This window comes from Mycobacterium sp. NGS17, from assembly GCF_059813205.1.
Window position 1 is genome coordinate 403,163 of sequence record NZ_JCALED010000005.1, and the last position, 22,810, is coordinate 425,972.

General features: G+C 65.9%; 26 protein-coding genes. 11 read left to right on the forward strand and 15 right to left on the reverse strand.

Going from position 1 to position 22,810, the window contains the following annotated elements:
* Both AC5Y7E_RS14205 and AC5Y7E_RS14210 read left to right on the forward strand, forming a co-directional pair.
* Entirely contained in the window at nt 1-834 is an 834-nt protein-coding gene (locus AC5Y7E_RS14205) for a lysophospholipid acyltransferase family protein (protein WP_499916513.1), read from the forward strand.
* Complete coding sequence (locus AC5Y7E_RS14210; RefSeq protein ID WP_499916511.1) at nt 834-1,268, forward strand: SRPBCC family protein; 435 nt, start codon at nt 834-836, stop codon at nt 1,266-1,268. The genes AC5Y7E_RS14205 and AC5Y7E_RS14210 overlap by 1 nt, the downstream gene beginning before the upstream one ends.
* A 15-nt stretch (nt 1,269-1,283) precedes the next feature.
* Here the strand turns inward: AC5Y7E_RS14210 and AC5Y7E_RS14215 are convergent, their stop codons facing one another.
* The 8 genes from AC5Y7E_RS14215 to ag85B all read right to left on the reverse strand — a co-directional run bounded on the left by AC5Y7E_RS14215 (nt 1,284) and on the right by ag85B (nt 7,264).
* A complete protein-coding gene (locus tag AC5Y7E_RS14215) occupies nt 1,284-1,727 on the reverse strand; it encodes a nuclear transport factor 2 family protein (RefSeq protein WP_499916791.1) in 444 nt (147 codons plus the stop codon).
* Nucleotides 1,728-1,836: 109 nt separating this feature from the next.
* On the reverse strand, nt 1,837-3,159 hold the full coding sequence (locus AC5Y7E_RS14220) for a cytochrome P450 (protein WP_499916509.1): 1,323 nt from the start codon (nt 3,157-3,159) through the stop codon (nt 1,837-1,839).
* 55 nt (nt 3,160-3,214) lie between these two features.
* The gene (locus tag AC5Y7E_RS14225; protein ID WP_499916507.1) at nt 3,215-3,637 is read right to left on the reverse strand and encodes a lipoprotein LpqH; all 423 of its coding nucleotides are present in this window, start codon (nt 3,635-3,637) and stop codon (nt 3,215-3,217) included.
* A gap of 12 nt (nt 3,638-3,649) precedes the next feature.
* Complete coding sequence (locus AC5Y7E_RS14230) at nt 3,650-4,483, reverse strand: SDR family oxidoreductase (protein ID WP_499916505.1); 834 nt, start codon at nt 4,481-4,483, stop codon at nt 3,650-3,652.
* 5 nt (nt 4,484-4,488) lie between these two features.
* Nucleotides 4,489-4,962, reverse strand: a complete 474-nt coding sequence (locus AC5Y7E_RS14235) for an SRPBCC family protein (protein WP_499916790.1) — start codon at nt 4,960-4,962, stop codon at nt 4,489-4,491.
* Between the two features lie 35 nt (nt 4,963-4,997).
* Nucleotides 4,998-5,435 carry a resuscitation-promoting factor RpfC gene (rpfC, locus tag AC5Y7E_RS14240; protein ID WP_499916788.1) on the reverse strand — a complete coding sequence of 146 codons (438 nt, stop codon included), beginning with the start codon at nt 5,433-5,435 and terminating at the stop codon, nt 4,998-5,000.
* A 105-nt stretch (nt 5,436-5,540) separates the two neighbouring features.
* The gene (locus AC5Y7E_RS14245; RefSeq protein ID WP_499916503.1) at nt 5,541-6,113 is read right to left on the reverse strand and encodes a chorismate mutase; all 573 of its coding nucleotides are present in this window, start codon (nt 6,111-6,113) and stop codon (nt 5,541-5,543) included.
* A 158-nt stretch (nt 6,114-6,271) separates the two neighbouring features.
* Complete coding sequence (ag85B, locus tag AC5Y7E_RS14250; RefSeq protein WP_499916501.1) at nt 6,272-7,264, reverse strand: diacylglycerol acyltransferase/mycolyltransferase Ag85B; 993 nt, start codon at nt 7,262-7,264, stop codon at nt 6,272-6,274.
* 634 nt (nt 7,265-7,898) lie between these two features.
* Between ag85B and AC5Y7E_RS14255 the strand changes: the two genes are divergently transcribed.
* Entirely contained in the window at nt 7,899-9,041 is a 1,143-nt protein-coding gene (locus AC5Y7E_RS14255; protein WP_499916499.1) for a DUF7159 family protein, read from the forward strand.
* On the opposite strand, the gene AC5Y7E_RS14260 is transcribed toward AC5Y7E_RS14255, so the two are convergent.
* The 3 genes from AC5Y7E_RS14260 to AC5Y7E_RS14270 are packed head-to-tail and all read right to left on the reverse strand — an operon-like array spanning nt 9,006 to nt 11,960.
* On the reverse strand, nt 9,006-9,629 hold the full coding sequence (locus AC5Y7E_RS14260; protein ID WP_499949487.1) for a YceI family protein: 624 nt from the start codon (nt 9,627-9,629) through the stop codon (nt 9,006-9,008). The two genes, AC5Y7E_RS14255 and AC5Y7E_RS14260, sit on opposite strands and share 36 nt — an antisense overlap.
* A 6-nt stretch (nt 9,630-9,635) precedes the next feature.
* Nucleotides 9,636-10,649, reverse strand: a complete 1,014-nt coding sequence (locus AC5Y7E_RS14265; protein WP_499916495.1) for an alcohol dehydrogenase — start codon at nt 10,647-10,649, stop codon at nt 9,636-9,638.
* A 12-nt stretch (nt 10,650-10,661) separates the two neighbouring features.
* The gene (locus tag AC5Y7E_RS14270; protein WP_499916493.1) at nt 10,662-11,960 is read right to left on the reverse strand and encodes a cytochrome P450; all 1,299 of its coding nucleotides are present in this window, start codon (nt 11,958-11,960) and stop codon (nt 10,662-10,664) included.
* Between the two features lie 248 nt (nt 11,961-12,208).
* On the opposite strand from AC5Y7E_RS14270, the gene AC5Y7E_RS14275 reads away from it, so the two are divergent.
* From AC5Y7E_RS14275 to AC5Y7E_RS14285, 3 genes are all read left to right on the forward strand, one after another.
* A complete protein-coding gene (locus tag AC5Y7E_RS14275; RefSeq protein ID WP_499916491.1) occupies nt 12,209-12,607 on the forward strand; it encodes a hypothetical protein in 399 nt (132 codons plus the stop codon).
* 12 nt (nt 12,608-12,619) lie between these two features.
* Nucleotides 12,620-12,910 (forward strand): hypothetical protein, encoded by a 291-nt coding sequence (locus AC5Y7E_RS14280; protein ID WP_499916489.1) that lies wholly within the window; start codon nt 12,620-12,622, stop codon nt 12,908-12,910.
* A gap of 77 nt (nt 12,911-12,987) precedes the next feature.
* Nucleotides 12,988-13,209, forward strand: a complete 222-nt coding sequence (locus AC5Y7E_RS14285; RefSeq protein ID WP_499916487.1) for an Rv1893 family protein — start codon at nt 12,988-12,990, stop codon at nt 13,207-13,209.
* Nucleotides 13,210-13,225: 16 nt separating this feature from the next.
* On the opposite strand, the gene AC5Y7E_RS14290 is transcribed toward AC5Y7E_RS14285, so the two are convergent.
* Complete coding sequence (locus tag AC5Y7E_RS14290; RefSeq protein WP_499949488.1) at nt 13,226-14,356, reverse strand: nitronate monooxygenase; 1,131 nt, start codon at nt 14,354-14,356, stop codon at nt 13,226-13,228.
* Between the two features lie 112 nt (nt 14,357-14,468).
* The gene (locus tag AC5Y7E_RS14295; protein WP_499949490.1) at nt 14,469-14,933 is read right to left on the reverse strand and encodes a hypothetical protein; all 465 of its coding nucleotides are present in this window, start codon (nt 14,931-14,933) and stop codon (nt 14,469-14,471) included.
* Between the two features lie 242 nt (nt 14,934-15,175).
* Between AC5Y7E_RS14295 and AC5Y7E_RS14300 the strand changes: the two genes are divergently transcribed.
* From AC5Y7E_RS14300 to AC5Y7E_RS14310, 3 genes are all read left to right on the forward strand, one after another.
* Nucleotides 15,176-16,537 carry an HNH endonuclease signature motif containing protein gene (locus tag AC5Y7E_RS14300; protein ID WP_499949491.1) on the forward strand — a complete coding sequence of 454 codons (1,362 nt, stop codon included), beginning with the start codon at nt 15,176-15,178 and terminating at the stop codon, nt 16,535-16,537.
* Nucleotides 16,538-16,640: 103 nt separating this feature from the next.
* Nucleotides 16,641-18,590: a flavin-containing monooxygenase gene (locus tag AC5Y7E_RS14305; protein ID WP_499949492.1), complete on the forward strand. Its 1,950-nt coding sequence runs from the start codon at nt 16,641-16,643 to the stop codon at nt 18,588-18,590.
* 10 nt (nt 18,591-18,600) lie between these two features.
* Entirely contained in the window at nt 18,601-19,626 is a 1,026-nt protein-coding gene (locus AC5Y7E_RS14310) for an alcohol dehydrogenase catalytic domain-containing protein (protein ID WP_499949494.1), read from the forward strand.
* A 4-nt stretch (nt 19,627-19,630) separates the two neighbouring features.
* Here AC5Y7E_RS14310 and AC5Y7E_RS14315 read toward each other — a convergent pair whose 3' ends face one another.
* Together AC5Y7E_RS14315 and dtd are read right to left on the reverse strand one after the other, a co-directional pair.
* Nucleotides 19,631-20,542, reverse strand: coding sequence for a class I SAM-dependent methyltransferase (locus tag AC5Y7E_RS14315; RefSeq protein WP_499949495.1), 912 nt, complete (start codon nt 20,540-20,542; stop codon nt 19,631-19,633).
* A gap of 63 nt (nt 20,543-20,605) precedes the next feature.
* Nucleotides 20,606-21,037, reverse strand: coding sequence for a D-aminoacyl-tRNA deacylase (gene dtd, locus AC5Y7E_RS14320; protein WP_499949496.1), 432 nt, complete (start codon nt 21,035-21,037; stop codon nt 20,606-20,608).
* A gap of 51 nt (nt 21,038-21,088) precedes the next feature.
* Here dtd and AC5Y7E_RS14325 point away from each other — a divergent pair, with 51 nt between their 5' ends.
* Both AC5Y7E_RS14325 and AC5Y7E_RS14330 read left to right on the forward strand, forming a co-directional pair.
* Nucleotides 21,089-21,394 carry an MTH1187 family thiamine-binding protein gene (locus tag AC5Y7E_RS14325; protein WP_499949498.1) on the forward strand — a complete coding sequence of 102 codons (306 nt, stop codon included), beginning with the start codon at nt 21,089-21,091 and terminating at the stop codon, nt 21,392-21,394.
* 103 nt (nt 21,395-21,497) lie between these two features.
* The gene (locus AC5Y7E_RS14330; RefSeq protein WP_499949499.1) at nt 21,498-22,784 is read left to right on the forward strand and encodes a competence/damage-inducible protein A; all 1,287 of its coding nucleotides are present in this window, start codon (nt 21,498-21,500) and stop codon (nt 22,782-22,784) included.
* The last annotated feature ends 26 nt before the right edge of the window (nt 22,785-22,810 follow it).

Here is a 22,810-nt window from a genome sequence, read left to right on the forward strand (position 1 = left end):
ATGGCGACCGCGAAGGGCGTCTTCGGCTGGGCCCGCGACAAGGTGGTGTCGTGGGTGCCCAAAGCCGACCTCGATCAGCGGGATCCGGATTACATCCGCGACCAGCTGCCGGGTACCTGGTTGCTGGCGTCGCTGTACTTCAGGGCCGACGTGCGCAGCCTGCATCGGATCCCGGCCGAGGGCCCGGTGTTGCTGGTCGGCAACCACAGCGGCGGCAACGTGCCGCCCGACACGTTCGTCTTCACGCTCGCTTTTTGCTCCTACTTCGGCGTCGAGAGGCCCTTCTACCAGTTGGCGCACGACCTCGTCGTCTCCGCGCCACCGCTCGGCTCGCTGCGCAAATTCGGAACCGTCGCGGCCAATCCCGAAAACGCCCGCCTCGCACTGGAATCCGGGGCTGCCCTGCTGGTCTACCCCGGCGGCGACTACGAGGTCTTTCGCCCCACGTGGGAACGCCACAAGGTCGACTTCGGCGGCCGCATGGGCTACGTACGGTTGGCCCGCGAAACCGGCGTGCCGATCGTCCCCGTCGCCAGTGTGGGCGGCCAGGAAAGCGCGCTGTTCCTCAACCGGGGGCAGTGGCTGGCCAAGCTGCTGATGGCGGACAAGTTGCTCCGGCTCAAGAGCATCCCGATATCACTGGCGCTGCCTTGGGGCATCAACATCAGCGATCTGGCGGGCCACATTCCGTTGCCCACCAAGATCGTGATCGAGGTCCAGGACCCGATCGAGGTCGACGGCGACGATCAAGCGGTGCACGACAAGGTGATGGCCTCCCTGCAGGGTGGCGTCGACCGGCTGGCCGCCGAACGACGATTCCCGGTGATCGGCTGATGCGCGTCGAACGCCGCTGCATCATCAACGCCGACCGCGACGCGGTCTGGAAAATCGTCAGCGACCCGGATTGCTACCCCTCGTTCATGACGAACCTCGAGCGATGGGAGTCGTCGAACGAGATTCCCGCCGGTGTCGGCGCGCGCTACACCGTGCACTGGAAGATCGGCTCCGTGCCGGTGGGTGGCCTGATCGAGGTGGTCGAGTTCGACGAAGGCCGCGATCTCGCCTGGGTGGGCATCACCGGGGTTACGCTGCGCGGGCGGATGCGGTTGCGCGACAGAGGCGACGGCTGCACGAAGGTGACGTTCCGGCTGTCGTATCAGGCTCCCGGCGGAATACTCGGCTACATCGCCGACCGGATCGCCGTGCGTCAGGTGGGACGCACCCTGGCGGATACGTTGAAACGCCTCCGGAAATTGGCCGAGTCGTAGCCTGAACAGGGATCGTCAGACCAGGGCCGAAGCGTCGAAGACCCAGCTGACATCGCCAGCGGCCAGGCCCTCGAAGTGGTTCGGGGGAGCGAAGGCAACCAAACTGTTCATGTCCCAATAGTCTTTCCAGACAGTCACTTTGCCGTCCACGACCTTGTGGACCGTCACGAAGCGCAGCACTCCCTGTTCGCCGGTGGCGAAGGTCCACGTCTCGGAGTGCTCGTAGAGCACATCGGAGCCGTTCGACACCAGCACGCCGGTGTGGTTCTCGTAGCCGGCCAACTGCTCGAGCCCCATCTTGAGGCGTTTGACGATGTCGTCCGGACCACGGGCCGCCAACGCGGGGACCGGCATGTCGACATAGAGGCAGTCGTCGGACAGGAAGGTCTTGATCGCCTCCCAATCTCGCCGCGAAAGCGCCTGCCACAGCCCACGGACCACATCCTCGACCGCGATCATAGATACCTCTGTCATAGCGGCAAATAAACTCTGTCACAGCCCCGGTGTCAACCACTCGGGTCATGCTCGCCCGCGTACCAAAGCACGTGCTACAGCACCGCGCGACGCTTCAACCGTCCACCGCGGCCATCGAACGGGCCGGCCCCAGGTTCACCGGCAACGACGACCATCCGCGCAACACGCGGGTTTCGCGCCTGCTCCCGGCGCCCGCCGCGCGCACCTCGGGGAAGCGGTCGAAAAATGTCCGCAATCCGACTTCGCCCTCGGCGCGGGCAAGGGCCGCGCCGAGGCAGAAGTGCCGGCCGCCGGAGAAGGCGAGATGCCTTCCGGCGTTTTGCCTTTCGATGTCGAAGCGATGCGGGTCGGGGAACACGGCCGGATCCCGGTTGGCGGCGGCCAGATACACCAGCACCAGGTTGCCACGCTGTAATCGCCGACCGGCTATCTCGACGTCATTGAGCGCGATCCGCGCGGTCAGCTGCACCGGCGATTCCAGCCGCAGGATCTCCTCGACGGCGTTGGGCCACAGCTCGGGGCGCCGTCTCAGGGTGTCGAGGTGCTGGGGGGTGTCCAACAGCATGCGAATCCCGTTGCCCAGCAGATTGACCGTGGTCTCGAAACCGGCGGCCAACACCAGCCCGGCGATCGCCTGCAGCTCCTTGTCATTGAGATATGTTTCGGCAGAACCACTTTCGGAAATCTGAATCAGTTGGCTCATCAGATTGTCGCTGGGTTCCACCCGCAACTGCCGCAGATGCTCGTCGAGCCAGGAGCTGAAGCCGCAGATCCCTTCCTGCACTCGGCGGTACTGCCGCCAAGGCAATCCGATGTCCAGGCTCGGGGCGGCCAGTTCACCGAATTCAAGGACGCGCGGTCGCTCCGCCTCGGGCACGCCGAGGATGTCGCTGATGATCGAAACCGGAAGTTGCGAGCAGTACCGCTCGACGATGTCCACCACACCCGACTCGCCGGCCAGTCGATCCAGCAGCTCGGCGGCGGTCCGCTCTACGCGATCTCGCAGCGCGGCAACGGCCCTCGGGGTGAACACCGCCGACACGGTCTTGCGGTAGCGGGTGTGGTCGGGCGGCTCGACGGCCAGCAGCGACGGTGCACGCAGCGGGTGTAGCGCATCGTCGCGGGTGCGGCGTTCCAGCCATCGCAACGGCGCCGGCAGATTCGATCCGAAGATCAGCACCCGGAAGTCATCGGACCGCAGCAGTTCATGGGCGAGCGCGTGATCGGCCGTCAAATAGGCGACGCGGCCCTTCACCAGCCTGCCCTGGGCGCGGACCTGGTCGTAGTACCGCACCGGGTCGGCGGCGACCGCCGGATCGGCGATCAGTCTGGCCTGTACGTCGCCCCTGCGCGCCCCGAGCGATGCGGCGCCGCGGATGAAGCCGTGCATCGCGAACCAGTGCACTCTTTCCTTCACTGGCCGTCCCTCGCCCGGCTGCGGTTTCGCGTCTGGGCCCCCGTCACTTCTCGAATCAGCACTGCGCGACGATTTTGAAGTCGGTGGTCACCACTTTGTTGGGGTTGCCGCTGTTGATGCCATACGCGCTGCCCGTGATGGTGTAAGCGTCGTTGGCGAGGTCAGCATGCGCGTCTCCCACGCCCCCTTGCCAGAAGCTGCCGGTGAAGCCGTCGACGTTGCGAATCTTCACCCACTGCGGCATCGCCCGGTAACCACTGAGCAGCACCACCGCCTCGACGCCGCCGTCGTGGTCGGGGATGTCGATGGTGCGATACATCTGATCCTGACTGCACGCCGGGGGCCGCGTCGTATGAGTCGCGCCGTCGATGGTCAGGCGGGCGGCCCGGCGAGGCGTCGTCTGCGACGAGCCGCACCCGGCGGCGCTGACGACGACAGCCGCCAGGGCCACAGCGACTGCGGGCAAACGGTTGTGCATCAGCCGACCTCCTTACTGCCGCTTCGGCACGAGGGCCGGTAGGGACTTGACGATGCTGCGTCGCACGAATTCCGGACTCAGACCCTTGAACAAGTCAATCAGGCGGATGCTCCTCGGTACATACCAGTGCAACCGCTTCTGATTGTGGTAGGCCTGCCACGCCGTCTCGGCCACGCTGGCTGCCGGCATCAACCGGAACATGCCCTTCTTGGGTGCGGTGGCCCGCAGTTGCTCAGCCGTCATCGGCGCGCCGCCGTCGTCGGAGTGGTTGGTCGTCGTCGTGAGGATGGCGGTGTCGATCAGACCGGGGAGCACGTCGGCGACGCGCACCCCGTGCCGCTGCCACTCCACGCTCAGCGCTTCGGTCAGACCCTTGACCGCGTGCTTGGTGGACGAGTAGACGGCCAAGCGGGGCATGCCATACGTGCCCGAGGACGACGACGTCGAGAACATGAGACTGCCGGGGGTCTTCTTGAGGTACGGCAGTGACGCGTATGCGCCGGTCAATACCGCCTTGAAGTTGATGTCGACGACGCGCATCGCGGCCTCATACGGCACGTCTTCGAACCAGCCGGACTCGCCGATCCCGGCGTTGTTCCACATCATGTCGAGCCCGCCGCCGGCGTTGCCGGCGCAGAAATCGGCCAGGGCGCGGTCGAGGGCCGCCTTGTCCGTCACATCGACGGCGCGGGTCCACAGTCGGTCGCCGCCGAGTTCGTCGTTCAGCGTCGCCAGGCCGGCATCGTTGCGGTCGACGGCGCCGACACGCCATCCCTTGCCGTGAAACAGCTTTGCGCCCTCGCGACCCATGCCACTGCCCGCACCGGTGATGAAGACCGATTTCACGAGCGTCAGCCCGCCTCGACCACGTCTTTGATGCGGTTGAGCGTCTTGGTCATGTCGCGGATGTTGCGGCGCTTGCGCAGAAAACCGCCGAACAGCCAGTACACGCCGAGCCACGGTGCCGGGTTGAGCCGAAACGACTCGGTGACGTCGGTCCCACTTCCGCTGGGCGCCAACCGGTAATGCCAGTTGTTGACCGCGCGGTCACCGAGGAGCACCGCAAAGCCGAATTCGCGCCCAGGTTCACAAGCGGTGACCTTGCATGTCGTCCAGTACACCGGCCCCATCTCGTTGCGCTTGACGTGACCGCGGAATTTCGCGCCGAGGGCCGGGCCGGTCGAATCACCGAGCCACTCGGCTTCGAATACTTCCGGGGAGAATTTCCCCGTGTTGCGGACGTCTGCGATCAAATCCCAGATCTTGGCCGCAGGAGCCGCCATGTGAACAGTCGCCGAACCTTCCATGGGCTGATCCAAACACAGCCCGGCGCTGGGTCATAGACCGCAGTCGCGTTTCATCAACGCGGGACGGCCGCCTGGATCAGCCCATTGATGATCTGCTTGATGCCCTGGGCGGGGTGCGAGTACCAACCGATCGGCAGGCCCGAGTTGGCGCCACACTTTGGCCAGGGCTCCACTCCCTCTTCGGCGAAAACCCGGTTGGCCACAGCGATTTGCTGCTCCCTGGATGCGGCCGCGGGGTTGCCGACGCCACCGTACTGGGCCCAGGTGCCCGGTTTGAATTGCAGTCCACCGTATTCGCCGTTGCCGGTGTTGGCGTGCCAGTTGCCACCGGATTCGCATTGCGCGATCGCGTCCCAGTTGGGGGTCGGGGCCGCGTTCGCCACACCTGTGGACGAGGTCATCGACGCTGCAACGAACCCGCCGACCATTACGGCCTTAACGAGAGGCTTGCAGAGATTTCTCATGCCCGGGATTTCGGCACGTGTAGCCAAAGCGTTACCTATTCGAAAATGGCGCGAGATATGCCATCTATCTGCGGAAATCGCCTTTTTGACGGCCACAATGGGACCGTTAGAAATTGGTGAGGAAAAATTAAGCTATTGCTGGCAATAGGACTGCGTCGCTGATAACAGGGCCTGCCGGTAGAGGTCGTCGAGCTGCCGACCTTGGGCGACGCCGCCCCTCGCGGCGTCGAGCTGCGCGCCACAGTCCGGCGAGTGCAGCAGGCCCCAATTGCTGAAAATCTGAGTCAGCATCGTCTGGTTCAGGGTGTCGATCGTTGATCGCGACGCCGACAGCTCCGGCGAATCACCCGGAGCGCCCGCCGGATTCAGCTTCCAATTCGCGAACCGGCTGTATTCGATGGCCTCAGTGGCATTGATCTGGTCACCGAACACCCGGACGACGTAGTCGCGGTCGACCTGTCCGGCGACGGCTTCGTCGCCCAGCTTCGTCAGCTCCTGCTGCACTCGGGCCGGGTCGTCAACGGCGCCGTGCTTGGTCCATTTGTAGGCAGCGACCGGCTCCGCAACCTGCAGCCGCTGGGCGGCGGCGTCGACCAAAGCGGTTAGCGGACTAGTGGAGTCGGCCCGAGCCGGCGCCACGAGCACCGCCAGGCCGCCGACCACGACACAGGAGACCATGGCTAACGACGGGACCCAGCGGTGCATGACGACAATTCTGGCGCGTCCGTGGCCTCGCGCCGGCCAGAGCGCCCCGACGAGATGTCTCCACAGCCATCGTTGTCGCCGAACGATCGCCCCTGGACGCACTACTGCGCCTGACGGAGTCGTCAGGCGCAGTAGTGACCGAACGTGCGAGGCGCTGCTTATCCGCCGCCGCCCTGAGTGGCGCCGAGGGCGCCCTGCAGGTCGGGCTTCATCGCGTTGAGCTGCGCTCCCCAGTACTCCCAGCTGTGGGTGCCGTTGGCGTCGAAGTTGAACACCGCGTTGTGCCCGCCGGCGCCGTTGTAGGCGTCCCGGAACTTCAGGTTGCTGCTGCGCACGAAGTTCTCCAGGAATTCGGCCGGCATGTTCGCCCCACCGAGCTCGGACGGCGTGCCATTGCCGCAGTACACCCAGAGCCGGGTGTTGTTGCCGACCAGCTTCGGGATCTGGATGCTCGGGTCGTTGCGCGCCCACGCCGGGTCGCTCGACGGCCCCCACATGTCGTTGGCCTTATAGCCACCCGCGTCGCCCATCGCCAGGCCGATCAGGCTCGGCCCCATTCCCTGCGACGGGTCCAGCAGGGCAGACAGCGAGCCGGCGTAGATGAACTGCGCGGGGTGGTAGGCGGCAAGGATCATCGCCGAGGAACCGGCCATCGAGATGCCGACCGCGGCGCTTCCGTTGGGCTTCACACTCTTGTTGGACTGCAGGTACTGCGGCAGCTCGCTGGTGAGGAAGGTCTCCCATTTGTACGTCTGGCAGCCGGCCTTACCGCAGGCCTGGTTGTACCAGTCGCTGTAGAAGCTGGATTGGCCACCGACCGGCATGACGACCGACAGGCCCGACTGGTAGTACCACTCGAACGCCGGGGTGTTGATGTCCCAGCCGTTGTAGTCATCTTGAGCCCGCAGACCGTCCAGCAAGTACACCGCGGGAGATCCGCTGCCGCCGCTCTGGAACTGGACCTTGATGTTGCGGCCCATGCCGGCGGACGGCACCTGCAGGTATTCGACGGGCAGACCCGGCCGCGAAAACGCATTCGCCGTCGGGGCACCGCCGGCAAGACCGATCAGGCCCGGCAGCGTGGCTGCCGCCGCTGTGCCGACCAAAAGCCGGCGCCTCCAGGCCCGGATCTTCTCGCTCAGAACTGTCATACCTGCCCCTTGTCGCTGTGGTCAGTGTGATCGTGATCTCACAGGAATTTACCGTGTGAGTCCGTCAAATGTCGATTAGGACGCGAACGCGTCTCCTTTTGGCATCGCTTTTCGCTTCATAATTTCGCCACCCGGCACGGCAGGGCGGCGACAGGCGAGGCATACCCACTCCGCGACAACCCAATCCGTGGGGTGCGAAAAGGCCAGGCAGGACCCCCCTTGGGCGCCACGAGGGCGCGGTGCCCATCCGATTCGCCACGTAAGGCAAACCCCCAGACTGGGCCCGCAATTATTTTCTCGCCCGATAAATCGCGATTATGGCTTGCGTGGTCGAGGGACCACCGCCGAAATCGGCGCCTGGGCTACGACGGCTCGGTCGCCGCTCCGACCGTCCGGGAGCGGCGGACCAGCCGTGGTGAGCGGCGCCGCCTCGTTCATCTGGCGATTCCCGGGCGGGGCCTGACCGGGGCGGCCGGACTTTCGCCGACCGCGTAGGCTCTCTCGAAGCAAGCCGATGAAGACCACGCTATCCCGGGTCTGTTCCGGCCCTCACGAATCACCGCACCTGCGGCTTCATGGTGCGCGTCGGTGTGGCTGAGGGCATCGGAGACGCGGGACCGATTGGGGCATAGATTTGGACACGGTTCTTGGCCTGTCAGTGACGCGATCCACCGTTGGCTGGGTCCTCGCTGAAGGACATGGCGCGGACGGCACCATCCTGGATCACCGGGAGCTGGCGGTGCACGCAGCTGCCGGCCTGCACGCCGCGGGTACCGCCGAGCAGGTAGTGGCAGAGGTGTCGCGGGTCGAATCGGCGGCGGCCGCGAGCGATCACCGCCTGCGGGTCATCGGAGTGACGTGGAACGACGAAGCATCCGCCCAGGCGGCGCTCGTGTTGGAGGCGTTGACCGACGCGGGATTCGACAACGTCGTGCCGATCCGGTTTCTGGAGGCCATCGAGACGTTGGCTCAGGCCATCGGGCCCGTCATCGGCTATGAGCAGACGGCGGTCTGCGTTCTCGACGATGGCTGGGCAACCGTCGTCATGGTCGACACGCACGACGGGGAAGCCCAGATTGCGACCAAGCAGGTGCGCGGCGGCTTCGACGGTCTGTCCCGCTGGCTGACCGGCATGTTCGACCGCAACGGCTGGCGGCCGGGGGGTGTTGTCGTGGTCGGCTCCGACGACGACATCGACGGGCTCTCCTGGCAACTCGAAAGAACTTTGCCGGTACCAGTTTTCGTGCAATCGATGGCACAGGTGACCATCGCGCGCGGAGCGGCGCTGTCCGCGGCGCGTAGCACCGAATTCACCGACGACCAGCTGGTGGAGCACCTCGGCGAACTCGTTCCAGCGCCCATTCAGAAACGCCAGTTGTCCTACGCCGGAGCCGTCACCGCGCTGGCGGCCGGTGCCATCACCTTCGTCGGGTCCGTATCGCTGGCGGTGGGGATCCACGTCGGCCCGGCCAGCGCGGCCGCACCGCCCACGCACCTGACGCATTCGCCCCCACCGCAAATCGTCGAGGCGGCGCCCGCCGTCGCGCCGCTTCCGGCGGCCCCACAGCCCAAGGTGGCTCCTGCGGCCAAGCCTCCTGCGGGGCAACCGGTGTCGGAGCCGGCTCCGGAAGATCAACCCGGGACCGATGGCGCACGACAGTTGGAAGGCGGGAGCAGGCAGCCCTACTTGACCAGGGTGCTGGAGCACATACCCGGCGACACCGGCGATGCGGCGGTTGATTCAGCCCCTCGCGCCGCGACCGACTCGCAGCCCTGATCCGCCGCGACTGCTCGGGCGGTTGTGCTCATCGCCTTGGGCGCGAACCGCGCAGAAGGTCAACGACACCTCGTCCGCGACCTGGACGGAACCCATCAGCAGCGAGTAGGGCTTGATACCGTAGTCGGATTGGCGGATGGTGGATTCTGCCGACATTCGCCACGAGTCCTCGAGATCTTCTGTGCACAGCTCGATTACGTGGTCGCGCGACTTTCCCCCGATGTGCAGCGCGCCGGTGAGGCGGTAGCCGTCGTCGGTCTTCTCGATGGCGTCTGCGACATAGCGAATCTGCGGGAATCGGCTGGCCGACAACGACTTCAGGGCGTTGGACCGCGCCAGCGCCTTCTCGGCCCCGGACAGGCCCTTGACACCGCCGTCTCCGCGCAGCACTTCGAGTGAATCGGTCTCGACCGTAAGCTCCGCGCTGACGGGTCGAGACTCGGCCCAGCGGACAGTGGCCCGCCAGGTTGTCATCGCGATGGTGAGACGATGGCCCATGCGAGCGGCCCTGCCGGCAACACCGGTGTGCAGCAACAATTCACCGTCAGCCGGGCCGATCGTCCACACGGCGTCTTTGTCTAAAGTCACGGGCCGTCACATAGTCAAAACGGTGCGATAGTGCGCCCGGCCCTCTTCGAGGGCCGCGTAGCCCTCCGCGGCTTGCTCCAACGGCAATTCCTCGATCCACGCCCGCACGCCGGACAGGACCGCGAATTGCATTGTGTCTTCGACTTCCTTCGCCGTCCCGGAGGGATGGCCGACGATGCTGACGCCCGGCGTGATCAGCTGAACCGGGCTGATCGGCAGCGGCTCCGGCGTGACGCCGATGGTGACCAGTTCACCCTGGGGGAGTATGCCGCCGACCGTGGCCGCCATCGCCTTCGAGTTGCCCGCGGTGGCCAGGACAACCGTCGCGCCGCCAAGATCCTTCAGCGCCTCGGCGGGGTCGTTGGCCGTGGAGTCGATGTAGTGATGGGCGCCCAATTTCCGGGCATCGTCAGCCTTACCGGTGCCGCGATTGATCGCGATCGTCTCGAATCCCATCGCCCGCGCGAATTGCACTCCGAGATGGCCCAGTCCGCCGACACCGAGAATCGCGACGCGATCGCCGGGCAGCGCCTTGGTGTGCCTCAAGGCGTTATAGGTAGTCACGCCCGCACAACCCATCGGGGCGGCTTCGGCGTCGGAGAGCTCGTCCGGGATTCGGGCCAGGGCGCTCACCGGCACGGTCGCCGACTCCGCGTAGCCGCCGGGATACTGCCAACTCGGCACCTTGCCGTTCTCGCAGTGGATGAACAGGCCCTTACGGCATTGGTCGCAGTGGTAGCAGCATCCGCCGAACCAGCCGACCGCGACGCGGTCACCGACCGCGAAACCCTGTACGCCGTCGCCGATTTCGGCGATTCTGCCGGCGATTTCATGTCCCGGAGTCAGCGGCCACGATATCCCGGGGAACCCGCCGTTGACGAAGTGCGCGTCGGTGCCGCAGATGCCGCAGGCGGTGACCGTCAGGCGTACCTCGTCGCGCCCCGGCGGTGTGGTTTCGGCGTCGACCAGCTCCAAAGCTGCACCTGCGGATGGGACATGAACGGCTCGATGAGTGGGCATGCCCCTAGCTTGTCACCCCTGGGCCTGATGCGCGACAGGGCATTTCCCGGCCCCGTTGGTGTGGTAGTCGACCTGCCAGTGCTTGATTCCGTTGAGCCAGCCCGATCGGAGGCGTTCGGGCTTGCCGACCGATTCCAGATCGGGCATGGCATCGGCGATCGCGTTGAACATCAGGTCGATGGTCATCCGCGCCAGGTTGGCCCCGATGCAGTAATGCGCGCCGGTGCCGCCGAACCCCACGTGGGGGTTGGGATCACGCAGGATGTTGAAGGTGAACGGGTCGTCGAACACTTCCTCATCGAAATTGGCGGAGCGGTAGACCATTACGACGCGCTGACCCTTTTTGATCTGAACGCCGGACAGCTCGTAGTCTTGCAGGGCGGTCCGCTGGAACGAAGTGACCGGGGTGGCCCAGCGGACGATCTCGTCGGCCGTCGTGACCGGACGCTCGCGCTTGTAGAGCTCCCACTGATCGGGGAAGTCCGTGAAGGCCATCATGCCCTGGGTGATCGAGTTGCGGGTGGTCTCGTTGCCGGCCACGGCCAGCAGGATGACGAAGAAACCGAACTCGTCGTCGGACAGCTTGTGCCCGTCGACGTCGGCCTCGACCAACTTGGTGACGATGTCTTCGCCGGGATTCTTCGCCCGGTCGGCGGCCATCTGCATGGCGTAGGTGATCAATTCGACCGAGGCGCCCATCGCGTCGTTGCGCGCGAACTCGGGATCCTGGTCGCCCACCATTTCATTCGACCAGTGAAAGAGCTTCATGCGGTCTTCCTGGGGCACTCCGAGCAAACCGGCGATGGCCTGCAACGGCAGCTCGCAGGAAACCTGCTCGACGAAGTCGCCCGCACCCGCGGCAGCCGCATTTTCGACGATCTTCCGGGCGCGCTCGTTCAGGTCGTCGCGTAGCCGCTCGACGGCGCGGGGGGTGAAACCGCGGGAGATGATCTTGCGCAGGTGGGTGTGCTGCGGGGCGTCCATATTGAGCAGCACGAACTTGCCGGTATCGCGCTGCTCTTGCACGGTGCCCTCTTTGTAGCGGGGCAGCGCGGTGTTCTCCAGGCTGGAGAACACGTCACTGCGCCGCGAAATCTCTTTGACGTCCTTGTGCTTGGACACCACCCAGAAGCCGCCGTCATCGAAGCCGCCCACGCCGTTCGGCTGTTCGTTCCACCAGATCGGCGCGGTCCGGCGCAGCTCTGCCAGTTCTTCCACGGGCAGTCGCTCGGCGTGGATGTCCGGGTCGGTGAAGTCGAACCCGGGGGGCAGATTGGGGACCGGCTTGGCGGTTGGCTCGACGGTTGGCATTGCCCGCTCCTCGATGACGAAGTGGTCTAGTCGTCTTTGTGCAAGGAAACCACTGCCACACCTTGGTTGTGAAGCATTGACGCAAGATCGCCGGGTGCGAATTGGAACGTGTTCTTCACCGGCGGTTCGCCGCCTAGCGGTGGGTCCACGCCCGGCGATCGCGGTCGCACGCCGAATCGGTCTTGTGGCCGACTGTCGGACCGATATGCTTTGGTGCAGGTCACCGGCGACGACAGGCGGGGTAGGACATGATTCGGGAACTGCTCAGCGCCGCTTCGATAGCGGGCATCACCATCGGCTTGGCCCCGTGCGCGGCCGCCGGTTACGACGGCGACGTACCGGGGATGAACTACCAGGCTTCGCTGGGCGCGCCATGCGACAACTACGAGCGCTTCATCTTCGGGCGCGGCACCAGCGGCCAGGCCGAGGCCTGTCATTTTCCGCCTCCGAATCAGTTCCCCGCGGCGACCACCGGATACTGGGTGATTTCCTACCCCCTCTACGGAGTCCAGCAGACCGGCGCGAAATGCCCGGGCTCGCAGGCTGCGGCGCAGACGCCGGACGGACTCCCCATGCTGTGCCTGGGAGATCAGGGGTGGCAGCCCGGATGGTTCACCGGGGCAGGATTTTTCCCGCCCAGCGGATAACTTGGTGCAGCCATGAACCGTAGTGAGCCGGGCCAACTGGTCGTGCCGCGCTGGCTACGTTTCGTGCTGGCCTCCGATCGCGCCGGGTCGGCGTGGTACATCGGCGCCGGGTTTTTCTTCGCCCCCGTGCTCGCCGTGCTATCACCCTGGCCCGCAGTCACCGCCGTGCTGTGGGTCGTCATCGCAGTGACCGGGCTTTGGCTTGGGCTGCTGGGCATCGCGATGGCCGTCGGGCTGGCCCGAATAATGCGCTCCGGGGCCGAGATTCCCGAAGATTACTGGCGCACGCTGGTGCATTACTGAGACGCACTGCCGACGAGAAACGGCGCCCGGCCCCGTCTAGAGTCGTAGCAACCGTCCTGCGACAAAGGAGATTCCAGATGGCCTTCAATCCCAGAGATGCAGTCGACGCGGCGAGGGACATCGCGACCAACGCCGTCGAGAAAGCGTCCGACATCGTCGAACACGCCAGCGACATCCTCCGCGGCGACGTCGCCGGCGGCGCCAGCGGCATCGTCCGGAACTCGATCGACATCGGAACGTACGCGCTGGACCGGACAAAGGAAGCGTTCACCGGCCACGACGAAGTCGACGACGTCTAGGCGCGAGCCCTTCGCGTTAAACGGAGGCGGCCTCGTTGAGCTCGTCGAGCCGGTTGGTGGCTTCCAGGTACTCCTGCACCCAGCGTTCGATGACCGTTGAGGTCTTCTCCACCTTGGTGAACTGCCCGACCACCTGACCAACCGGGTTGAACGCCACGTCGACGGACTCGTTGGGGTAGCGGTTGGTTGCCCGCACGGCCATGCCGGACACCATGTACTGCAACGGCATTCCTAGCGGCTTCGGGTTTTCGGGCGCCTCCCATGCCTCGGTCCAGTCGTTGCGCAGCATGCGCGCGGGCTTACCGGTGAACGAGCGGCTTCGCACGGTGTCGCGGCTTCCCGCCTTGACGTAGGCCTCCTGCTGAACCGGGGTGTTCGAGGACTCCTCGACCATCAGCCATTGCGACCCGGTCCAGGCACCTTGCGCGCCGAGCGCCAGCGCGGCCGCGATCTGCTCACCGCTGCCGATGCCGCCGGCGGCCAGCACCGGAACCGGCGCGACCTCCTTGACGACCTGGGGCCACAGCACGATCGAACCGACCTCGCCGCAGTGCCCACCGGCCTCGCCACCCTGGGCGATGATGATGTCGACACCCGCGTCGGCATGCTTGCGAGCCTGCGACGGCGAACCGCACAGCGCCGCCACCTTGAGTCCGGCGTCGTGAATGTGCTTGATCATTTCCGCCGGCGGGGTACCGAGGGCGTTGGCGATCATCTTGACCTTGGGGTGCTTGAGCGCGACCTCGACCTGGGGCGTGGCCGTGGCCTCGGTCCAACCGAGCAGTTGCAGGGTGTCGCCGTCGCTGTCCTCGACCGGCACGCCGTGGTCGGCGAGGATCTTCTTGCCGAAGTCGAGGTGCTCCTGCGGCACCATCTTGCGCAGCGTGTCGGCCAGCTCCTCCGCGGACAGGTGGGAGTCCATGCCCTCGTATTTGTTCGGGATCACGATGTCGACGCCATAGGGGTGGTCGCCGATGTTCTCGTCGATCCACTTCAGCTCGATCTCCAGCTGCTCGGGCGTGAAGCCGACCGCTCCGAGCACGCCGAACCCCCCGGCCTTGCTGACCGCCACGACGACGTCGCGGCAGTGGGTGAAGGCGAAAATCGGGAACTCGATGCCGAGTTCGTCGCAGATAGGGGTGTGCATTACAACTCCTGGAAGCTCGCCGAATTGAAACGTGTTCTAGTTTAGTACGGAGCTCACTGACGTGGCCAGCGGGTCCTGATTTGGATGTGATTACTACGACCCGTCACTGCCGTCAGGCCGCGATGCTGTTCGCCACCCACAGGATGAGGAACACAAGCATGGAGGCGGCGCAGAGCAGATGGTCCCGGCAGACCGAGCGAGCCAGCCGCGTCTGCTCGGACGGACTGTCGGCGCGATGCCCGAGTCGCACCGCATCCGGGACCGTGTGCGTCAACGCCAACATGATCGGGATGCCCGCTAGCGGGGCAGAGGTCACCAGCAGCCAGCCCGGATCGTGTCCGCGGGCCGCCTGCACCACCAGCGTGCCCAACAGGGCGAGCATCACGAGCACGATCAAACGGTTCATCGGCCGAGACGTCGTGGCCGCGCGGTGGTAGTACGCCGCGAGGGAAGCCAGCACGGCCTCGGGGAGTTCGGCCGTGGCCTTCCGGTATCGAAGAACTTGAACGTCGAAAATCAAGTCCATCCACAAGACGGCGAGGAGGAACCCGCCGCAGGCCATGAGCAACGAGGCCATGGCGCTCACCCACCTCTTGATCCATCCCAGGGAACCGCGCCGCAGCGCGGTGGCCGCTTGGACCCATTGTTCTCGGCAGCGCAAGAGGCGGCAGGCCGACGAGGGCTGGCGCGGTGGCCGGGGCTGAAATCACTTGTGCCACTTATGTCCCGGTGTTCTCATCTGGGCGGATTCTGTCGGCGGGGGAACGTAGTATTCGAACATGCGTTCGATACGTTGGAAGTGATTCAGAGGCGGCGCGCGTGACTTTCGTGGACCGTGAGCAGATCCAGGGCGACGTTGATGCGTTGTGCACTGTGGCCTCCCGCTTGCGGGAGCATTCCTATGAGGCGCTGACCAACCCGGAACGCCTGGCTCTCTTGGGGAAATTCGAATGCGTGGTACGCAAACTGCAGACGCCTACCCATCAGCTCATCAATCAGCTTGGTGAGCAAGGGGATTCAGCGGAGCTCGGCGGCAAGCTGTCCTGGGTGTTGGCCGACCGCCTGCATATCACTCGGGCCGAGGCGGGCCGCCGGATCGCCGAGGCGGCGGATCTGGGTCCGCGCCGGGCGCTGACCGGCGAGCCGTTGGCGCCGGTGTTGCCCGCGACCGCGGCCGCCCAGCGCGACGGGGCAATCGGTGCCGACCACGTGTCGGTGATCCGGCGGTTCTTCCACCAGGTGCCCGAGTCCGTCGACCTCGAGACCTGTGTGCACGCCGAAAAGCAGCTGGCGGCCAAGGCCACCGAATTCCGCCCCGATCAGCTCGCCAAACTCGCCCGGCGCCTGATGGATTGCCTCAACCCCGACGGCAGCTACACCGACGAAGACCGGGCCCGGATGCGGGGGGTGGTGCTCGGCAATCAGCAGGCCGACGGTATGTCGCGCCTGAGTGGATGGCTGACGCCGGAGGCACGCGCCAGCTGGGAGGCGGTGCTGGCCAAGCTGGCCGCGCCCGGCATGGGCAACCCCGACGACGACACGCCGATAGTGGACGGGGCCCCGTCGGAGGCGGCGGTGCAGGGCGACACCCGCAGCACCGGGCAGCGCAACCACGACGGCCTCAACGCCGCCCTACGCGCCGACCTCGCCAGCGGAAACCTCGGTCAGCACAACGGCTTACCGGCCAGCATCATCGTGACCACCACCCTCGCCGACCTCGAAGCCGCGGCCGGAAAGGGTTTGACCGGCGGTGGCACCATCCTGCCGATGTCCGACGTCATCCGCCTGGCCCGCCACGCACATCACTATCTGGCGATCTTCGACAAGGGCAAGGCGTTAGCGCTGTATCACACCAAGCGCCTCGCGTCGCCGGGGCAACGAATTGTTCTGTACGCCAAGGACCGTGGCTGTACGCATCCCGGCTGCGACATCTCCGGCTATAAATGCGAGATTCACCATGTCGAAGATTGGGCCAGGACGTACCGCACCGACATCGACCAACTCGCCATGGCCTGCGGGCCCCACCACCGGCTGCTCGAGAAAGGCTGGACCACCCGACAACGCGCCAACGGCGACACCGAATGGATCCCACCCACACACCTCGACCGCGGCCAACCCCGGGTCAACACCTTCCACCACCCCGAAAAGCTATTGGCGGACGAGGACGACGACGGCCCGTAGAGTCGGATCCCTTGATCCGCGGCCGCGCCAGCGGGTAGCGTAGTGCTGCCAATTACGAAACGATGCGTAGCGTAATTGGCGTACAGGCCACCGAGAGGATCAGATGCGCAGCCGTTACGCCGGCGATCCCTTCACCACATCCACCGCCGAGATCGCCGCCGCGCTAGAGGATGTCAGCATCCCCACGCTGTTGCTCTCGCTTGTCCATATCACCGGCGACCCACGGTTCATCCGCGACTTCAAGCAGATGGGCATCTTCCTCAACGAGGTCCAGGGGTTCATGTCGGAGGAGGACAAGGCGCGGGCCCGCAGCGAAGCCGTGTCGGTGATCGCCGAGTACCGGGACCGCGGTTGCCCCGAACCGCAGCCGCTGAGCCCCGAACTCATCAGGGAAATGATGGATTGGGCGGCGTGCGAGCACGTTCCGGACGACTATCTGTCGCTGGTCATCGAAGAGCTGGACCTGGGCGGCGTCGACCTGCGGCGCCCCGTCGCGTTGCCGCCCGAGCGCGCCGCTGAGCTTCCGGTCCTGGTCGTCGGGTGTGGCGAATCCGGCATCCTGGCCGGCGTCCGTCTCAAGCAGGCCAACATTCCCTTCACCATCGTGGAGAAGAACGCGGGCCCCGGCGGAACTTGGTGGGAGAACACGTATCCCGGCGCACGGGTGGATGTGGCCAACCACTTCTACTGCTACAGCTTCGAACCCAACAACGACTGGACGCACTTCTTCGCCGAGCAATACGAGCTGCAGGACTATTTCACCAAGGTCATCGACAAACACGACCTGGCTGGGCACGTGCGTTGGCGCACCGAGGTTCTCGCTGCCGAATGGAACGACGACGTCGGTACGTGGAGTGTTTCGCTGCGCTCTGCCGACGGCCAAACGGCCGTCGTGCAGGCCCGCGCGCTCATCACCGCGGTGGGCCAACTGAACCGTCCCAACCTTCCCGGGTTTGACGGAGCCGACACCTTCCAGGGACCGGCTTTTCACTCGGCTGCCTGGGATCATTCGGTAGACCTGAAAGGCAAGCGGGTCGCACTTGTCGGCGCGGGCGCCAGTGGTTTCCAAATCGCTCCGGCGATCGCCGATGAGGTCGAGCACCTCACGGTGTTCCAGCGGACCGCGCAGTGGATGTTTCCCAACCCGATGTATCACGACGAGGTCGCCGACGGTGTGCGCTGGGCGATGCGCCACCTTCCGTTCTATGGCAGGTGGTACCGCTTCCTGGTGCTGTGGCCCGGCTCGGACAAAGGTCTGGACGCCGCCGAAGGGGACCTCGGCTACGCCGACCAGGATCACGCCGTCAGCGACATCAATGCCGCCGCGCACCTGATGTTTTCGCAATGGATCACCAGCCAGGTCACCGAAGATGCCGACCTGTTGGCCAAGGTGATGCCCGACTATCCCGCGTGCGGCAAACGGACGCTGCAGGACAACGGCAGCTGGCTACAAACGCTGCAGCGCGACAATGTCGATTTGGTGCGCACGGCCATCGAGAAGATCACGCCGCAGGGCATCGTCACCGTTGACGGCGTGACCCATGACGTCGACGTCATCGTGTACGCCACCGGGTTTCGGCACACCGACGTGCTGTGGCCGCTGAAAGTCACCGGACGAAACGGCACCGACCTGCACGAGATGTGGGGGAGCAGGCCGTATGCCTACCTCGGGATCACCGTCCCGGAATTCCCGAACTTCTTCATCGTCTACGGGCCGGGAACACACCTGGCCCACGGCGGCAGCCTCATCTTCCAGTCCGAACTGCAGATGCGCTATGTCGACCAGTGCCTGGCGCGACTGGCCGAAACCAACGTGCATTCCCTCGAACCCAAGCCGGAAGCCGCCACCGAGTGGCACCGGCGGACCCAGACGCAGATCAAGAAGATGGTGTGGTCACATCCGGCCGTCAAGCACTCGTATTTCAAGAATGCCGACGGGGAGATCCACACCGTGAGCCCATGGCGTCTCAACGAATACTGGTCCGCGGTGCGCGAGCCCGATTGGTCACAGTTCGTAGTGCGAACGAAAGATTCAGCGCGACAAGGGAAGTGAGCAAACCGAAATGCGGACTGTAGTCGTCGATGGGCCGCGCAACGTCCGGGTCGACACCCGCCCCGATCCGGCCCTGCCCGGACCCAATGGGGCGGTCGTCGCGGTGACCGCCGCCGGTATCTGCGGATCCGACCTGCACTTCTACGAGGCCGACTTTCCGATGCCCGACCCGATCGCGCTCGGCCACGAAGCCATCGGCACCGTCGTCGAAGCCGGGCCGGAAGTGCGCAACGTCAAAGTCGGCGACGAGGTCCTGGTGTCGTCGGTGACCGGCTGCGGCGCATGCGCCGGATGCGCGACCCGCGATCCGGTGATGTGCCACTCCGGCTTCCAGATCTTCGGCGGCGGTGTGCTCGGCGGCGCGCAGGCCGACCTGCTCGCGGTGCCCGCCGCGGATTTCCAGCTGCGCAAGATGCCCGAGGGAATCAGCACCGAGCAGGCGCTGCTGCTCACCGACAACCTGGCCACCGGCTGGGCCGCGGCGCAGCGGGCCGATATCCCATTCGGCGGCACAGTGGCCGTGATCGGCCTGGGCGCGGTTGGCCTGTGCTCACTGCGCAGCGCGCTGTTCCACGGCGCGGCAACGGTTTTCGCTGTCGACCAGGTCGATGGCCGGCTGGAGCGCGCCGCCAAATGGGGTGCGACACCCCTGAAAGCCCCGGCGCTCGAGGCCATTCTCGCCGCCACCGGTGGCCGTGGCGCGGACGCGGTCATCGACGCCGTCGCCACAAATGCCTCCCTGACCGAAGCGCTCAACGCGGTACGGCCCGGCGGCACCGTCTCGGTCGTCGGTGTGCACGACATGAATCCGTTCCCGCTCAACGCGCTGGGCTGCCTGATCCGCAGCACGACGATGCGATTCACCACTGCGCCGGTGCAGCGCACGTGGCCGGAATTGATTCCGCTACTGCAGTCGGGCCGCCTCGACGTCGACGGCATCTTCACCACCGCAATGCCTTTGGACGAAGCGGCCAAGGGCTACGCCACCGCGGAGTCACGATCCGGCGACGATGTGAAGATTCTGCTGAAGCCCTAGCCCGTCAACTGGTCGCCGTGATGTATTGCGACCGCATGAAACTGTCGATCTTCACATCGACCTCCGGCGGCGTCATGCCGTACCCGGCTTGCAGATCGAGCGTGTTGCGCACGGGTTCGACGGCCCACGCATGGGCCGTGAGCCACTCCGCCGGATCCGACCGCGGTTCGTATGTCAGCGCCGAAAAGTCCACGTTGCCCGCCATATTGACCCCTGGGTGATTCGTCTCCAGAGCGTTGAGCTGGTCGTGGTCGAGTCGCGATCCCAACGCACCGATGGCGATCCGGCTGCCGGGTGCGCTGAGCCCGCTGATCCGGGTGAAGAGTGCGTGTTGTGCCTCGTCGGTCAGGTAGGGCAGCACCCCTTCCACCGACCAGGCGCTCGGACTCTCCACGTCGAACCCGGCCGCTTCCAAGGGCCGCGACCAGTCGGTGCGCAAATCGGCGCCGACCTCGATCCGGTGGGCCTTAGGGATAGCGCCGTGTTCTGCGAGGACCCGACCCTTGAATTCCAGGACCTTCGGAAGATCGACCTCGAAGACCCTTGTGCCATCTGGCCACGCAAGCCGATACGCCCGCGAATCCAGCCCGGCGGCCACGATCACCGCCTGCCGGATACCCGCCGCACCCGCGGTGTCGAAGAAGTCGTCGAAGAAGCGGGTCTGAACGCCGTACAGGCGGGGAAACGCCGTCTCGTCGTCGGTGGTACCCGGATTGGCAAGCACCCCCGCCAAATACGGGTCCCGCGACGCTTCGACGAACACTTTCGCGTATTCGTCCCGCACCAATGGCTGCGGGCTCACGGCATGCAGCGCACGCCATCCCGCCACCAGCAGCGCGGTATATCCGACGCTGCTGACGATGTCCCAGGTGTCGTCGTCGGAACGGAGCGACCCGAATTCGGGTGTCGTGTTCATGGTTGCCCCTCCCGGCGACTCGGAGCTGAAGCCGACCTTTCCACGGTACCCGCCGAGTTGATTTCAGAGCTCCAGCAAAACCGTGACCGGGCCGTCGTTCACCAATTCGACTTGCATGTTCGCGCCGAACACACCGGTCTGCACTTCGGCGCCGAGTTGCCGCAGCGCCTCGGCGAACTCCGCCACCAGAGGCTCGGCGACCCCGCCTGGCGCGGCCGCATTCCATGATGGGCGGCGGCCCTTGGCGGTGTCGGCGTACAACGTGAACTGACTGACGACCAGAACGGGAGCATTGACATCGGACGCAGAGCGCTCATCCGCGAGAATTCTTAGCTGCCAAAGCTTTTCGGCGATCCGTTGCGCCTTTTCGCGATCGTCGCTGTGGGAGACGCCGACAAATGCCACCAGCCCCTGGCCTTCGGGACGGATGGCGCCGACCACAGCGCCCGCTACCGAGACCGTTGCCGACGAGACCCGCTGCACCAATACCCGCATGGGCGTCGATGGTGCCAGATTGGCGCTGTCGAGGTTGGGTACGCTCGTTGGGTGTCCGTGCTCGTCGCGTTTTCCGTCACCCCGATGGGGGTGGGCGAGGGCGTCGGCGAGATTGTCGCCGAAGCGGTCCGAGTGGTTCGTGATTCCGGGCTGCCCAACAAAACGGATGCGATGTTCACCGTGATCGAGGGCGAAACCTGGGCGGAGGTGATGGCCGTGGTGCAGCGCGCGGTCGAGGCGGTGGCCGCCCGCGCGCCCAGGGTCAGCACGGTGATCAAGGCGGATTGGCGCGCCGGAACCAGCGACGCGATGACGCGGAAGGTCGCCACCGTCGAGCGCTACCTCGCCGAGAGCTAGCTCGGCAGCGCCGATCGAAACGGCTGGGCGTCGCTGAAATCGCGGCTTCAACCGGCTGGGGAGGCGGCCCGGCAAGGGTGACACTGCCAGTAGGCTCGGGGCGGTGAGCGCACGCGCAGGCATCGTTGTCACCGGAACAGAGGTCCTCACCGGACGGGTCCAGGATGCGAACGGCCCCTGGATCGCCGACCGCCTCCTGGAGCTGGGCGTAGAGCTGGCCCACATCACGATCTGCGGCGACCGGCCCGCGGACATCGAAGCGCAGCTTCGGTTCCTCGCCGATCAGGGTGTGGACCTGATCGTCACGAGCGGCGGCTTGGGTCCGACGGCCGACGACATGACCGTCGAGGTGGTGGCCCGGTTCTGCGAACGCGAGTTGGTGTTGGACGCCGAGGTCGAGGAGAAGATCGCCAACATCCTCAAAAAGTTGATGGCGCGCAACCCCGCATTCCAATCCGCTTTGGACCCCGGCACTTTCGAGTCGCTGCGGGCCGCCAATCGCAAGCAGGCCATGGTGCCGGCCGGAGCGCAGGTGCTCGACCCGGTGGGGACCGCTCCCGGCGTCGTCGTGCCGGGCAATCCGGCGGTGATCGTGTTGCCCGGTCCGCCGCGCGAGTTGCAGCCGATGTGGCATACGGCCATCGAGACGCCCGCGGCGCAGGACGCGATCGCCGGCCGGACCGTTTACCGGCAGGAGATGCTGCGGATGTTCGGGTTGCCGGAGTCGGGGCTGGCCGAAACGCTGCGCGAGGCGGAACAGGCCGTGCCCGGCTTCGGGCAACTCGAGATCACCACCTGCCTGCGGCGCGGGGAGATCGAGATGGTCACCCGTTATGAGCCGGAGGCCGCCGACGCGTATGCGCGGCTGGTCAAGCTGCTTCGGGAGAGGCACGGGCATCAGTTGTATTCCGAGGACGGTTCGCGCGTCGACGATCTGGTCGCGCAGCTTCTGGTCGGCCACCGGATCGCGACGGCGGAGTCCTGCACCGCGGGCCTGCTCGCGGCGCGGTTGACCGACCGGCCCGGCTCGTCGGACTATGTGGCCGGCGGTGTCGTGTCCTACTCGAACGAGGCGAAGGCGGAGCTGCTCGGCGTTGACCCGGCGCTGATCGAAGAGCACGGCGCGGTGTCCGAACCGGTGGCCGAGGCGATGGCCGCGGGGGCGCTGCAGCGCTTCGGGGCCGACACTGCGGTCGCGATCACCGGGATCGCCGGCCCGGGCGGGGGGACGGAGGAAAAGCCGGTGGGCACAGTCTGTTTCAGCGTCACGGCCGACGGCCGCTCCGATACCCGCACGCTGCGGCTTCCCGGCAACCGCTCGGATATCCGGGAGCGCTCGACCACCGTGGCCATGCACCTGTTGCGCCGCCTACTAGGCAACACCGAATAGCGTCACGCTAGCGTGGCGGCGGCGGC

Coding starts and splice junctions, on each gene's coding strand:
- AC5Y7E_RS14245 (WP_499916503.1), bottom strand. CDS start 6,113: ATGCACCGCTGGGTCCCGTCGTTAGCCATGGTCTCCTGTGTCGTGGTC.
- AC5Y7E_RS14275 (WP_499916491.1), top strand. CDS start 12,209: ATGATTCGGGAACTGCTCAGCGCCGCTTCGATAGCGGGCATCACCATC.
- AC5Y7E_RS14265 (WP_499916495.1), bottom strand. CDS start 10,649: ATGCCCACTCATCGAGCCGTTCATGTCCCATCCGCAGGTGCAGCTTTG.
- AC5Y7E_RS14205 (WP_499916513.1), top strand. CDS start 1: ATGGCGACCGCGAAGGGCGTCTTCGGCTGGGCCCGCGACAAGGTGGTG.
- ag85B (WP_499916501.1), bottom strand. CDS start 7,264: ATGACAGTTCTGAGCGAGAAGATCCGGGCCTGGAGGCGCCGGCTTTTG.
- AC5Y7E_RS14210 (WP_499916511.1), top strand. CDS start 834: ATGCGCGTCGAACGCCGCTGCATCATCAACGCCGACCGCGACGCGGTC.
- AC5Y7E_RS14290 (WP_499949488.1), bottom strand. CDS start 14,356: ATGCACACCCCTATCTGCGACGAACTCGGCATCGAGTTCCCGATTTTC.
- AC5Y7E_RS14305 (WP_499949492.1), top strand. CDS start 16,641: ATGCGCAGCCGTTACGCCGGCGATCCCTTCACCACATCCACCGCCGAG.
- AC5Y7E_RS14270 (WP_499916493.1), bottom strand. CDS start 11,960: ATGCCAACCGTCGAGCCAACCGCCAAGCCGGTCCCCAATCTGCCCCCC.
- AC5Y7E_RS14280 (WP_499916489.1), top strand. CDS start 12,620: ATGAACCGTAGTGAGCCGGGCCAACTGGTCGTGCCGCGCTGGCTACGT.
- AC5Y7E_RS14285 (WP_499916487.1), top strand. CDS start 12,988: ATGGCCTTCAATCCCAGAGATGCAGTCGACGCGGCGAGGGACATCGCG.
- AC5Y7E_RS14295 (WP_499949490.1), bottom strand. CDS start 14,933: ATGGCCTCGTTGCTCATGGCCTGCGGCGGGTTCCTCCTCGCCGTCTTG.
- AC5Y7E_RS14315 (WP_499949495.1), bottom strand. CDS start 20,542: ATGAACACGACACCCGAATTCGGGTCGCTCCGTTCCGACGACGACACC.
- AC5Y7E_RS14225 (WP_499916507.1), bottom strand. CDS start 3,637: ATGCACAACCGTTTGCCCGCAGTCGCTGTGGCCCTGGCGGCTGTCGTC.
- AC5Y7E_RS14310 (WP_499949494.1), top strand. CDS start 18,601: ATGCGGACTGTAGTCGTCGATGGGCCGCGCAACGTCCGGGTCGACACC.
- AC5Y7E_RS14215 (WP_499916791.1), bottom strand. CDS start 1,727: ATGATCGCGGTCGAGGATGTGGTCCGTGGGCTGTGGCAGGCGCTTTCG.
- dtd (WP_499949496.1), bottom strand. CDS start 21,037: ATGCGGGTATTGGTGCAGCGGGTCTCGTCGGCAACGGTCTCGGTAGCG.